The following is a 13,761-nucleotide window of genomic DNA, read 5'->3' as shown; positions in this document are numbered from 1 at the left end:
TCAATCCGTTTTCATCTTTAACACAGGTTTAATCAGATGCATATTCCACCAAAAAATCATTTGCTTTATCACCAGAAGTTATTAATGTTTTATTCGAATGGGTGTATCAGCGAAATATACGAAATGAATGTAACATTTTCAAAGTATTAATTTCACAAGTCTTAATCCTTTGGTTATGCTATTGCACATCATAAAATATTTTGCGAAAACGTCTATGTTACCTTTACTTCGTATCTTGTTAATTGAGCAAGACCCAGTCACTTTACAATTACTTTCAACGAATCTGTCGAAAACGATACCTAATTTTGAGCGAAGTGATATTGATATCGATATTATTGAACGTATCGAGCTTAAAGAAGCACTAGAATGTGTAGAAGAAGATGGTGATATCCAAGCCGTGGTGCTTAGTTGGGATGTAAATAACAAGGTTGGCGAACGTATTTATAGTCGTTTTATCGAGCAGTTGAAGAAGATCCGTATCGAGTTGCCAGTTTATGTTATCGCCGAAGATACAGAAGGACTAAAAATAGTTAACGAGTCAGAGGAGATCGAGTCATTCTTTTTTAAAGACGAGGTAATTTCAGATCCAGAAGCCATTTTAGGTTATATGATCAACGACTTTGATGACCGCTCTGAAACCCCATTCTGGACAGCATATCGCCGTTATGTTGGCGAAGCGAACGATTCGTGGCACACCCCTGGCCATAGCGGTGGTTCTAGCTTTAGAAACTCTCCTTATATTAAAGACTTTTATCAGTTTTATGGCCGCAATGTATTCGTTGGCGATCTTTCAGTTTCTGTAGATTCGTTAGGTTCATTGTCAGACAGCACCAATACCATTGGCCGTGCTCAAGAATCTGCTGCCGCAACGTTTGAGGTAAAACGTACCTATTTCGTTACGAACGGATCATCCACTTCAAATAAAATTATCTTGCAAACACTCCTTCGCAAGGGCGATAAAGTGATCATAGACCGAAATTGTCATAAATCTGTACATTATGGCATCTTACAATCAGCCAGTTTTCCCATTTACTTGTCGAGTATTTTAAACCCTAAATATGGGATCTTCGCGCCACCATCTTTAGCTGATACCAAGCTTGCGATCGAACAGAATACCGATGCAAAGTTACTTGTTCTCACTGGATGCACTTACGACGGTCTACTTAGCGATCTGAAACAAGTGGTAGATTTTGCCCATAAATATGGTATTAAAGTGTTTATCGACGAAGCCTGGTTTGCTTACTCTCTTTTTCACCCTAGCTTACGCTATTATTCTGCCATTCATGCTGGGGCTGACTATGTTACGCATTCAGCGCATAAAGTGGTATCAGCGTTTTCTCAGGCGTCTTATATTCATGTAAACGATCCAGACTTCGATGCCGATTTTTTTAGAGAGATTTACAGTATTTACGCTAGCACATCACCAAAGTATCAGCTTATAGCGTCGCTTGACGTGTGCCAAAAGCAATTGGAAATGGAAGGTTATAAGTTGCTCAATGCCTTGTTAAACCATGTCGATGAATTTAAACAACAGATGGCGTCGCTCAAGCATATTAAAGTGTTAGGTAAGCAAGACTTTATGAAAATATTTCCGCACTTTAGTGGCGATAACATGGGTCACGATCCTCTAAAAATTCTGATCGATATTAGCGAATTACCCTATTCATTAAAAGATATTCATAAATTTCTGCTGGATGAAATCGGGCTAGAAATAGAGAAATACACGCACAGCACTATCTTGGTTTTACTAACGCTTGGTGGTACGCGTTCGAAAATAATTCGTCTTTACAATGCGTTGAAGAAACTCGACAGCGGTAAGGTTAAACTCTCTGCTTCAACAAGACGCTCTCGCTTGCCGGAGAGCTTGCCGGCCATAGACCTAGCTTGTATTCCAAGCGATGCTTTTTATGGCGAGCGCGAATCTGTACCTATTGGCAAAAGTAACAACCGTATTTGTGCCGGTTTAGTTACTCCCTATCCACCAGGCATTCCGCTTTTGGTTCCGGGCCAACATATCACAGAAGAGCATATAGAGTATCTTAAAGAATTAGCGGGGCAAGGCTTAACAATTCAGGGAAGTTTTGATGGTGAGATCTATGTGTTAAAAGACAATATTAAGTAGTACACGAACTGTCATGGCTTTGAGCATTGAAAATTGATGCGACTATTAGGTTGAGTAAACTCGTAAGAATTAAGCAATAAGCCTCAATACTACAATAGCTATTGAGGCTTTAAATTTCAGATCTAGTTTTCGCTATTACTTATTTTCGCTATCTTTACCGTCTTTATACTTATCAAACCAAGCTAAAATATAACCCACTTTTCGTGCTAAATTAGAAGGTTTAGCGGCAATACCATGGTAAGCACCTTGAATGCGAACCAGTGAGCTTTCTACTCCTTGTAAGCGTAATGCACCGTAGTACTGTTCGCTTTCAGACATAGGTGTACGCACATCTAACTCACCCGTTAGTACCATTGTTGGTGTTTTTACATTACCAACTAATGACAATGGTGAACGCTTCCAATATTGTTCGTAATCGTTCCACGGTAAGTCGGTGAACCAATATTTGCTCATAAATGCATAAATATCAGAGGCACCTATCATGCTTGTCCAATTAATAACTGGTTTAGCAACAACCGACGCTTTAAAACGATCAGTTTTGCCTATTATCCAAGAAGTTAGTGTACCACCACCAGAGCCACCGGTGACAAACAGGTTTGATTTGTCTATATAGCCTTTGGCAATTGCGGCATCAACCATATCCATAAGGTCGTTATAGTCTTGTGATGGATAATTTTTATCGATTAAATTGGCAAATTCTTCGCCTTGAGAAGTAGAACCACGTGGATTACCGTATAAAACAACGTAACCAGCCGCAGCCATTAACTGTACCTCAGTTGAGTAGCTTGGGCCATACGCGGTATGTGGTCCGCCATGAATTTCTAAAATTAGTGGATATTTTTTCTTAGGATCAAAATTAGGAGGGGTTACAATCCAAGCTTGTAAAGCTCTATCATCTATACTGCTTTTCAGCTCCATTAATGTTGGTTTGTTTACTATTTTGTGATCAAAAATATCACCATTCAGATCTGTCAGTTGATTTACTTTCCCCTTCTTACTCACGATAGCAAGGTCAGCGGGACGGTTACCAGTAGAAGCAGTATAAACAACACTACCATTAGGTGTTACATCGTAATCGCCTGAAGTGTAAGGTCTACCTAAGCTAGTACCGCCCAAATTGCTTGTTATATTTGATATTTTACCTGACAAACTAACATAGGCTACATTTTTCTTTCCCATATCATCATAACTAAAATATAAACCTTTATCGTTATCAGCCCATGTAATATCGCCAACTGATCGGTCTAATTTACTTGTTAGGTTTTCAATATTAGAGCCATCTAAGTTCATTACGTATAATTGGCTTAGCTGATTTGACTTGCCATTATCTTCATTGCCAACAAAAGCTATTTTGTTGCCATTAGCACTCATTTGAGGGCTGTGTTCTGGTCCGCTCATATCAGTTAATTTTGTAACTTTTAGGTTAGTTATATCGATACTAAATAGATCGCTGTTAAGCATATCAAACTCTGCTTCATCTCTAGTATTTGCAGAGATAATTAGCTGTTGACCATTTTTAGACCATACCATTGAACCTGTGTGATCATGTGCACCAGAGCTGATCTGTCTTGGTGTTCCGCCAATAGTTGGTACAATATACACTTGCATATTACCAGGTCGGTTCATTCCCATGCCGTCGCGTTGGAAATTGGTTTGATCAATATACTGAGGTTTATCAGCCCACTCAGCACCTTGAGGTTTAAAGTCTAAAGTAAATAAAGGCTTGGCTTTAGTTGGTGTAAACATTGCAAAAGCCAAATATTGTCCATCAGGCGAAAAGCTCATATTACTAGGGCTCATTTCAACATCTGTTACACGAGTCGTACTTTTTGAGGCTAAGTGTTTTATATACACTTGTACCTTACCTTCTTTACTTGAAAGGTAAGCCATCTTTGTCCCATCAGATGAAAATACTGGATTAAAGTGGTTTTTGCTGTCAGATAAAATAGGTAAATGACTACTACCGTCTAATGCTACAGACCATAAGTTGCGACGCATTGAATCAGTCATAATATCCATGCTTCGACGCTCGTAAACAACGTGTTTACCATCAGGGGTTACTACCGGATTAGCAGCATATTCCAGATTAAATACATCTTTTAAAGTAAAAGTATTGTTGGCAGTTTCATCAGCAATAGCCATATTGCCGACGACTAATGTACTTATCACCAAGGTCAACACAGACTTGTTTAAGTATTTCTTATTCATGAAAGCTTTACCTCTTATTGTTTTAGTTAATAATTAAAATTAACAGAGCAGTCGCTAACATAGCTTATCTTTTGGTATAAACACCATTGAATTAATATAAAAAGTGCGCTTTATAAGTCGAACGACATGTTATACCAATTAAAAAAAATATTTGTTCATTCTGAGAGAATTATAAGACTTAGAGACAAGGCACTAATTACAGATAATGGTTATTCACGTTAACTGTTCCTGCGTTACCCCACCATCCCACTTCCATGTGGGGACCTTATCAAAATCAATAATGCTGCGTTTAAGCCTTTTAAACTCGCCCTTGGGAGTTCGACAGAAAAGTGATAACGTTACAAATTGATTGGATGGAGAATACTATACCCACATCAATTTACTTTGTTCTAACTTCCCTGACGATGCTCTCAATTGGTCAAATAGTTATTTCAATTGGTATTAACTAGATTTAGTGAGCTTAAACTGAAAGGAGCTGGAGGTACTAAAAATAAGTATATTGATCAAAAAATAAGAAGCCGACAGTTTTTAACTATCGGCTTTATAAGACTTTCTTAGCGTGAAAGCTAAACTTTACGTTATTACAGCTGTGATTGAATGTAGTTTTCTAAGCCAATTGTTTTAATTAGGCCTAATTGCTGCTCTAACCAAAAGGCGTGATCCACTTCAGTATCATCAAGTAACTTCTCTAGTATCTCTCGCGTCACATAGTCTTTTTCTTGCTCACATAAAGCAATAGCTTCTCTAAGTGTTTTAGCAACTGCATATTCTACATTTAAATCACTTTGTAACATCTCAGGTACATTACTGCCAATACTTAAGCCGGTACGGGTTTGCATATCAGGTATTCCTTCAAGAAATAAAATACGCTGTATAAGCATTGATGCATGCAATTTTTCATCGTCAAATTCGTGATCAATACGCTCAAATAATTTACTCATTCCCCAATCTTCATACATACGAGAATGAATAAAGTATTGATCCATTGCCGCTAGTTCATAGGCAAGTAGACTATTTAAAGCTGAAATAATTTTCGTATTACCTTTCATAATTTATCCTTTTAACTATGCATTATATTAGAGTTGAGATTGAATATACTTTTCAATACCAATGTGTTCAATTTGATACTGCTGGGTTTCTAGCCAGTCTAGGTGTTCTTCTTCATCATTTAGTATTTTATCTAACATTTCTCGGCTAACATAGTCTTGCTCTTGTTCACAAATTGTAATCGCCTCTCGTACCACATTTATTTGTGCCGTTTGAAAACCCATGTCGCAGCTAATCATTTCCTGTGTGTGCTCACCAATAGCAAGTGGCGACAGCTTTTGTAAATTTGGCAGACCTTCTAAAAAGAGTATGCGCTCAATTACTTTGTCGGCTTGCTTCATATCAAGAATAGATTTTTTATAACATTTATCATTGAGATTATTAATACCCCAGTTTTTATACATACGAGCATGAAGAAAATACTGATTAATAGATGTTAATTCGCTGGTAAGCACTTTATTAAGTGTTGCAAGAACAATAGAGTTACCTTTCATTGAAACCTCATTTTTTCGATAAATAAGTAGTATATAGTATTATATTGAATATAAGAGAGAAAAGCGAAACGATAAAGGATAAACCTTAAGATAAGCGTGTTTATGATATAAGAAACAGATAGAAATAGCTTAACTTATAATTGTTACATTAGGGCGTGTCTACTTTACATACAAGGAAGCATACTGGAAAAAGTCGAATACAAGGCATTCATTTTTACAAATTAGCTGTGCTAAAACAATTATACGTTGCATTGTCCACACAAATTAAATACTTGTAGCGATAATTATGAAATAAGTAACGCAATAGCTAATTGTTATAACCTCTAGAAATAATTACCTGAATAGAGAGGTTGGTATTACGTTAACCAACCTGCATAAATAAGCTTTCATCAATAATCGTGTTATCAATAATAGATTCTGTAAGTTTTATACAAGTACCACATTGATTGCCTAATGGCAGGTGTTGCTTCAATTCTCGTAAAGAGCCAACGCCGCCTTCGGAAACTAATTGTTTTATTTGTTGATCTGTTATGCCGTTGCAAACACAAACAAACATATAAATTACTCAAACTGATTACTAATGCGGATGATAATAATTCTTATTAATAATCAGTTCAACAATTAATTTTATTTAAATTTATATATTACTGAAAAATATATAAATTTATTTTTATCATTTGCGGCTATTTTACAGTTTAGCTAAACCAACTACCGCTCAAAGCATTTTTATACCAGAAGGCGAATGATTCAGTGCTTATCACATTACATAAAGGCGGTTATGCCTATTACCATCTTGATAAATTACCGTAAACCAAGGTAACCGTGCGCAACAATAACTTATTGAATAACTTTGCTTGTTTCAAACTTTGATTATTGAGGCAAATACACTACAGTACACGTCCATAAGTCTGAGTTATAATACACCAAGACTCAGGATGAATTGAAAGTATGGCTCCCCCACCCTAGTTAATTTACATAAGGGTCTGTTGATCTTTCATTTTAGCCTCTGCTATAGACTATTTTTTAAGATAACAAGGCGAAAATGGTGCAATGTAGTCATTCTCGGCTTTGGCATCCTGCGTCGCTCTACCTTCTGCATCCGTGCAGTCGTACTTTAACCATTTTTAACAATGTTAGGTTGAAAAATAGTCATAGCCCTTTGGGTTGCCTTGAAAAAGCGTCACTCTTTGTTACTTAATGTGCATTTGGAACAACCAAACATTACATTAAGTGCCTCGACTGTCATCTTTTTCAAGTGCAACAGAGCTATAAACTGAAAGATCAACAGACCCTAGAGGATAACAAATGAAATTTTTACATACTATGGTTCGTGTGAAAGATGTTGACGCGTCATTACACTTTTATTCAAATTTACTCGGTTTAGTGGAAACTAAACGAAAAGGTGTACCTGCGGGTAAATTTACGCTTATTTATTTAGCAACCGCGCCAGGTGAGCCTGAAATTGAATTGACTCATAATTGGGATACTAGTGAGTCATACGAAGCGGGTAGAAGTTTTGGTCATATAGCGTTTCAAGTCGACGATATTTATCAGTTATGCCAAAAGTTAATGGACTCTGGTGTAACCATTAACCGACCTCCTCGTTGTGGGCATATGGCATTTGTTAAATCTCCAGACGGAATATCTGTTGAGTTACTGCAAAAAGATAAACCACTCCCTCCACAAGAACCATGGCTTTCAATGGAGAACACTGGTACGTGGTAATACATAAACTGTGTCCAGTTTACCTTGTTTTACAGCCAAAATAAGGAAGTATCGCTTCCTTATTTCTACCTTTTAACATCTACGTATAAAGATAATACCAGTTTCATTAGGGCGTGTTGATCTTTACTGTACATTTTTGCAGCGATTTATTTGGTGTTTATACAAGGCTGAACTACACTTTATTCGCTACGCCTCAATTAAATCATGTTTGATTCGTACAAAAATTATACTCGAAAGAACAACACGCCCTAGTTAAATGATCTACTTTACACGCAATAAAAACGATCAAACACAAGGCACCAACCTTCATAACTATTTGTTTTAATTAAAAAATAACACGGCGGTTGATTTGGTTTGTCAGTATGAATGGTCACTTAGTTAGTGATATTGGTATAATTATTTCAACACAGACAATAAACTACTATTATTGTCAGTCCACAACACCTCATACTCAACATCATCAGGCCACGTACTTTGATAAGCCTTTATCAGTGTCTGTTCCATTAGCTTTTCATTACGGCTTAATAAAACCCATTGTGTATCATGCTGGTGTGACTTGTCTGCTGCACTATGAAAATAACGAATAGTACTGCCTTGTTTATTTGCCAAGCCTCTCATTAATGGTAATAAATTTAAATGACTATTTGACACATGTACCGCTAAAACACCAAAATCATTTAAATGTTCAAAATATAAATTAACAGATTCTAATGTTAATAAATGCTGCGGAATACTATCACCTGAAAATGCATCAACAACTAATAAATCAAAACGCTCTATACCTGCTTTAAAGTCGTTATGACTTTTATTTTGCTTTGCGAGCATATTTTTCAGCGATACACGCGCGTCACCCTGAATAATATCGATATTTGCAGGCGAATCTTTTAAATAAGTAAAGTATTCTTGAGCTGAAGAAATAACAGCAGGGTTTAATTCAAAAAACTGGAAGTTATCCCCTGTTTTACCATAAGCAGCTAAAGTGCCAGCGCCTAAACCAATTAAACCAACGTTTAACTGACTCGGTAAGGTTGATTCTACTTGTTTAAATAATCGTAACTGTGAAAATGCGATAGCAATACCCGTTTTATCACGATAATAACTCAGAGGTACATAACGGTTTTCAGGCGTTAAGGACTGTGTACCATGAGAAGTAGTACCATCAATTAACCTGCGCTCTACTTCACCGTTTACCTCAACGTCTTTTACACTGAGTACTCCATAAAAATTACGAGCACTATAAATATCTGTTTTAACGTAAAGTTGATTAACATAAATAAATACACCTGAAAATACGATAAAACACGTTAGGCTTACAACAGTTAAACCTGATTTCTTTGTGGATGATATTAAGCTAGCGAACACAAATAATATAAACACGCTAAGTATGGCTAACGGAAACTCAAGAAATTGAACAAACACGTTTTGAGCTACAAAAGCGACAAAAAGGCTCCCTAAAAAGCCACCTAACGACACTAAAAAATAAAATTTTGTTAAGCCATTAGCATTAGGTTTTAAACGAGCTAATTCGCCATGACAAATCATACAAGCAGTAAATAAAATACAAGAATAAATCACTATTTGAGAAACTATGTCAAACTGAGATCCGATAAAAAACATAAAAATAGCTAGTAATGCCGACAAGCTAAATAACGTAAAAAAATAAACTCTTACATACCATTTAGGGCTATGAAAACTAATAATAAAAGTAAGTAAATAAAGGCATAACGGTAATACCCATAAAAAAGGCACAGGTGGAACGTTCTGTGTCATTGCATTAGTTGTAGCCACCAACAATATCACACCAACACACGCTAGCGCAGCCCAAATTAATTGAAGTGGAATGGTTATACCTAGCCCGGTTTCATCAGCACCTGTTTTTATGCGTAGTAATGCACCTTTAGCTTTTAGCTGCACATACAATTCATACATAACACGACCAAATACGGCTACGTAAATACAATAAGTTGCTGACCAAAGCCAAGATTGTGTGCTTGCAGCTATTAATGGTTCAAATAAAAAAGGGAATGAGACTAATGCAAGTAAAGAGGCAAAGTTTGACAATGAATAAAGTTGATAAGGCAGTTTGTCTTGTTTAACAAACGTTATCCATCTCTGTACTAAAGGGCCAGTACTCGATAATAGAAAATATGGTAGCCCAACCGCAAAAGTTAACTGAAGTAAAATAGCACTAAGAGGTTGTTGATTAATAAAAGAATTTGAATCAACAGACATTAAGCTTATCTCTGACAAACCAATAGGTAATGCAAACAAGCTCGCAGTAAGTAGTAAGGTATGAATAATAAACTGTGTTTTTATTTGCTTAAGCTGAGAGAGTTTATGTGCATAAAAGTAGCCGAGTAATAATAAGGCTTGAAAAAATAGCAAGCAAGCTGTCCACACAGAAGCCCCTCCGCCAAAATATGGTAAAATAACTTTAGCAATAAGGGGTTGAACTTGAAAAAGTAAAAATGCACCAATAAAGATCAGCAATAAAAAAAACATGAACAACTTACAACATAATGAAAAATAAGTGGCGCGAATATTACCCAAGAAACCGCAAAAAGTATATTTAACACTTGCTTAATCGAGCAAAACCGCTTTTATGTATATCAATAATTACTTAAATAACAGATACCAATTGAATTATAAAAACATTATTATATGGCTGATTTTTATCACATGCAGTAATTTATGGCGCTAAAATCTACAATAAACAAAGCAACTATTCACTTATCAGATATGGATCGTAACTATTACGACACTATATCGTTAACTTTAGCTCAGCATCCATCAGAAACAGATTTAAGGCTAATGACCCGTGTTATTGCCTATATTTTAAATGCACAGCCTGACTTAGCCTTTGGCAAAGGCCTAAGCGATGAAGACGAAGCCGTAATTTGGCACATTGACTACTCAGACCAAATTAATTTATGGATTGAGCTTGGGCAACCAGACGAAAAACGTATCAAAAAAGCCTGTAACAAAGCTAGGCGCGTAAACCTTTATTGCTATACACATAGTAATGACGTGTGGTTTAACCAGAACAAAAATAAACTTTCTAATTACAGTAATTTATCTATTTATAAATTTGATTATAAAATACTTCAAGAATTAACAACATGGATCAGTAGAACAATGGAGTTTCAATGCAGTATTCAAGATGGACAATTGTGGTTGAGTAATAATGAGCATTCTTTATTAATTGAGATAGAGCAACTCCAGTAAGAAACTAACCCAAATTTAGGTAAACTACCTTCTCAACATGTTATTAGCCGTATTTCTCGTTGAAAAACTTGCAAAAAACAGTATTTTCTTCAATAGTAACCACACTAAAAATTAATGAAATACGTTATGAAATTTACTAATAAAACTTCCTATCTAGCAATGGCACTTGTATTGCCCTTTACTTTAAATACAGCCACAGCCAGTAATATCTCATTAGCTCAAATGACAACAGATGTTACTTACTTAGCGAGCGACGAACTAAAAGGCCGCGGTAACTTTACTGCTGAAATAGACCAAGCCGCCGATTACATCAGCAAACGTTTTAAAGACATTGGCTTAACTCCTTTAGCCGGTTCAACAGGTTTTAAACAAAGCTTTACTGTGATGAACATAAAGCCGTTAGCCATACAAGTGACGCTTAATGGCAGTGATATTAGTCAAGCAAACAGTGCAATGGCAAGCACCATTGCTAATATCGACTGGCAAAACCCACAAGATTTTACCACCCATGTAGTTGATGAAGATGGTAATTTTCGTGCCACAATTGGTGAAATAAACCAAACCGGCGGTAAGCATTTGGTTTTATTGAACACCGCTCACAGTAAGATATTTAAAGGTTACCAAGGCTACTTTGCACGTGGTTTAAACAAGCTAAATATAGATCATCAAGGTGCTGTAGTTATTATACTTACCGATGAAACTGAAGTTAACAACATTAATGTTAGTGCCAAAACCAGTATTACCAAGCAAGCACTAACCAATGTTGTCGGTGTATTGAAAGGCAATACAAAAGCTGAAGAAAACATCTTATTTTCAGGCCACTATGATCACTTAGGCAGTAAAGATGGTGAAGGTGATACTATTTACAATGGCGCAGATGATGATGCCTCTGGCACAGCGGCAGTGATAAATTTAGCGCAACACTATGCAAAACAAGGCAATAACAGCCGTAGTCTAGTCTTTGCTGCATTTACAGCGGAAGAAATAGGTGGCTTTGGCTCTCGTTATTTCTCAGAACAAATAGATCCTAATTCAATCACTGCAATGATCAATATTGAAATGATAGGTAAACCTTCAAAGTTTGGTGCTGGCCAGGTTTGGATGACAGGTATGGAGCGTTCAAATTTAGGTGAAATACTCAATCAATACTTGAAAAATAAACAAGGTAAAATTTATCAAGACCCTTACCCAGAGCAGAAGTTATTTTACCGCTCAGATAATGCAACCTTGGCGCGTTTAGGCGTACCTGCCCATAGCTTTAGTAGTACACAATTAGATAAAGATAAGTTTTATCATCAAGTATCTGATGATATTAACAGTTTAGATCTTAACTCTATGCACCAAGTAATTGAGAACCTTGCAATTGCTACACAAGGCTTAGTAGATGGTTCAATTACACCAACACGTATTGATGTAAATACGGTAAAAGGTCACGGTAAAATATTTTAATATTCTTTATCCGCTACTAAAACCGGCATTTGCCGCTTTTAGTAGCGCTAACTAGGTTGCCAACGCATTTTATATTCTAAATCACTCTGCCCTTCTACAATAAATCCCTCACGATCGTATAAGCGCTTAGCAGGGTTTTTTAGCAAGACATTTAAAGTAACAGGTAATAATCGCTCCGATGCTTTTTGCTTCACTAGAGTAACCACTTTACTACCAATGCCACCGTTATGGAATTCAGGCAGTATTTGTAGTTGTCTAATATGTAAACGATCAGGCAATAGGCCTAACTTAACCACACCAATACTTTTGCCATTATATTGAATAACAAATGACTCTTGAAAAAACTCATTTATCCGCTGTAAGTGCTCGTCATCAGATAAATTAATCCCGGCTGCTGCTAAATGCTGCCCCATTGATAACTTTCTTAATTCAAGTAAGAATCCTTTATCTTCAGTAGTTGCACGTTTAAAACTAATTTCTGCTTTCATAATATTGTAAAATTAATTATGTTTTATTGTTATCCGCTTATATAGCCATTCACCCCATTGATAAATACCTAACCCGCTAATGATAAATAATGCTCCAATAATAAGGTTTACACTTATGAGCTCGTTATTAAGTACTAAGCCTATCCAAAGTGCAATAACAGGTGTGATCATAGTGATCAATGCAACCGTACTCGCTTTTAGTTTTTGTAACACATAAAAGTAAGCAATAAAACCAATTAACGAACCAATAATGCCTAAATAAACAATACTCAATATCGATCGCTGACTCCATTGCTCATAAGGTAAAGTACCGTCAATAAAAAACCAAGTAAGGAAAAATAAAGGGATCGCAATAATTAACGCGCCAACAGTTGTCGCCATAGGGTTAATTTTTACAGTAACACTTTTAACCAAAACACCACTAAAGCTAAAGAAAAATACTGCAATTAAAATAAGAATTACGCCAATATACGCTTGATCGCCTAGTGAAATTTTATCATAACAAACACATGCTAAGCCCAGTAAAGCCACTACTAAAGCACTACGTTTAGCTATCGATAGCGGCTCATCTGATAAAATATATTTTGACAGAACACCCGATAATATAGGGGAAATTCCAAAAATTAAGGACATAAGCCCAGATGAGATATAACTTGCTGCTAAATATGAAAATAGCATTCCGCCAAATATTCCAATCCCAGAATAACAATATAAAGTAAAGGCTTGTCGATGCCATGGGAGTTCTATTTTAAACAACTTTAAAATAAGCCAGCCTGGCACAAGTGCGATAATCATGCGTAGCAACACTGCAAGTGTTGGTGCAACTGTTTCACTACTCCAGACAATACCCAAAGGGGTTGTTGACCAAATTAGCACAACAGCTAAATAGGCGACTGGTACAGACATTCTATATCCTTAACAATACGATTAGCTTAACTTGGACGTAGACAAACTAAAAAACCGCAGATAGTAGCTGCGGTTTAAAAAATTCAACAGGTGTATT

Annotated in this window: 11 protein-coding genes; 4 read left to right on the top strand and 7 right to left on the bottom strand. The window is 36.2% G+C overall.

What is annotated here, in order from left to right; all coding sequences use genetic code 11:
* Positions 1-214: 214 nt before the first annotated feature.
* The gene (locus tag QUD79_RS06610) at positions 215-2,122 is read left to right on the top strand and encodes an aminotransferase class V-fold PLP-dependent enzyme (protein WP_184424420.1); all 1,908 of its coding nucleotides are present in this window, start codon (positions 215-217) and stop codon (positions 2,120-2,122) included.
* 135 nt (positions 2,123-2,257) lie between these two features.
* On the opposite strand, the gene QUD79_RS06605 is transcribed toward QUD79_RS06610, so the two are convergent.
* The 4 genes from QUD79_RS06605 to QUD79_RS06590 all read right to left on the bottom strand — a co-directional run bounded on the left by QUD79_RS06605 (position 2,258) and on the right by QUD79_RS06590 (position 6,427).
* The gene (locus tag QUD79_RS06605) at positions 2,258-4,330 is read right to left on the bottom strand and encodes a S9 family peptidase (RefSeq protein WP_184424421.1); all 2,073 of its coding nucleotides are present in this window, start codon (positions 4,328-4,330) and stop codon (positions 2,258-2,260) included.
* Between the two features lie 581 nt (positions 4,331-4,911).
* Positions 4,912-5,379 carry a bacterioferritin gene (gene bfr / locus QUD79_RS06600; RefSeq protein ID WP_184424422.1) on the bottom strand — a complete coding sequence of 156 codons (468 nt, stop codon included), beginning with the start codon at positions 5,377-5,379 and terminating at the stop codon, positions 4,912-4,914.
* A gap of 27 nt (positions 5,380-5,406) precedes the next feature.
* A complete protein-coding gene (gene bfr, locus QUD79_RS06595) occupies positions 5,407-5,871 on the bottom strand; it encodes a bacterioferritin (RefSeq protein ID WP_184424423.1) in 465 nt (154 codons plus the stop codon).
* Positions 5,872-6,232: 361 nt separating this feature from the next.
* Positions 6,233-6,427 (bottom strand): (2Fe-2S)-binding protein, encoded by a 195-nt coding sequence (locus tag QUD79_RS06590; RefSeq protein ID WP_184424424.1) that lies wholly within the window; start codon positions 6,425-6,427, stop codon positions 6,233-6,235.
* Positions 6,428-7,176: 749 nt separating this feature from the next.
* Between QUD79_RS06590 and QUD79_RS06585 the strand changes: the two genes are divergently transcribed.
* Complete coding sequence (locus tag QUD79_RS06585) at positions 7,177-7,596, top strand: VOC family protein (protein WP_184424425.1); 420 nt, start codon at positions 7,177-7,179, stop codon at positions 7,594-7,596.
* A 396-nt stretch (positions 7,597-7,992) separates the two neighbouring features.
* Here the strand turns inward: QUD79_RS06585 and QUD79_RS06580 are convergent, their stop codons facing one another.
* Entirely contained in the window at positions 7,993-10,098 is a 2,106-nt protein-coding gene (locus QUD79_RS06580) for a spermidine synthase (protein WP_184424426.1), read from the bottom strand.
* A 189-nt stretch (positions 10,099-10,287) separates the two neighbouring features.
* Between QUD79_RS06580 and QUD79_RS06575 the strand changes: the two genes are divergently transcribed.
* Entirely contained in the window at positions 10,288-10,821 is a 534-nt protein-coding gene (locus QUD79_RS06575) for a YaeQ family protein (RefSeq protein WP_184424427.1), read from the top strand.
* Between the two features lie 126 nt (positions 10,822-10,947).
* Positions 10,948-12,270, top strand: coding sequence for a M20/M25/M40 family metallo-hydrolase (locus tag QUD79_RS06570; RefSeq protein WP_246454955.1), 1,323 nt, complete (start codon positions 10,948-10,950; stop codon positions 12,268-12,270).
* A 47-nt stretch (positions 12,271-12,317) separates the two neighbouring features.
* On the opposite strand, the gene QUD79_RS06565 is transcribed toward QUD79_RS06570, so the two are convergent.
* Together QUD79_RS06565 and QUD79_RS06560 are read right to left on the bottom strand one after the other, a co-directional pair.
* Positions 12,318-12,758 (bottom strand): GNAT family N-acetyltransferase, encoded by a 441-nt coding sequence (locus QUD79_RS06565; RefSeq protein WP_246454956.1) that lies wholly within the window; start codon positions 12,756-12,758, stop codon positions 12,318-12,320.
* 12 nt (positions 12,759-12,770) lie between these two features.
* Complete coding sequence (locus QUD79_RS06560) at positions 12,771-13,664, bottom strand: DMT family transporter (protein WP_184424429.1); 894 nt, start codon at positions 13,662-13,664, stop codon at positions 12,771-12,773.
* Between the last annotated feature and the right edge of the window lie 97 nt (positions 13,665-13,761).

The sequence above is a fragment of the Thalassotalea piscium genome (genome assembly GCF_030295935.1).
In the GTDB taxonomy this organism is placed as follows: domain Bacteria; phylum Pseudomonadota; class Gammaproteobacteria; order Enterobacterales; family Alteromonadaceae; genus Thalassotalea_B; species Thalassotalea_B piscium.
This window is presented reverse-complemented; position numbering and strand designations above follow the sequence as displayed.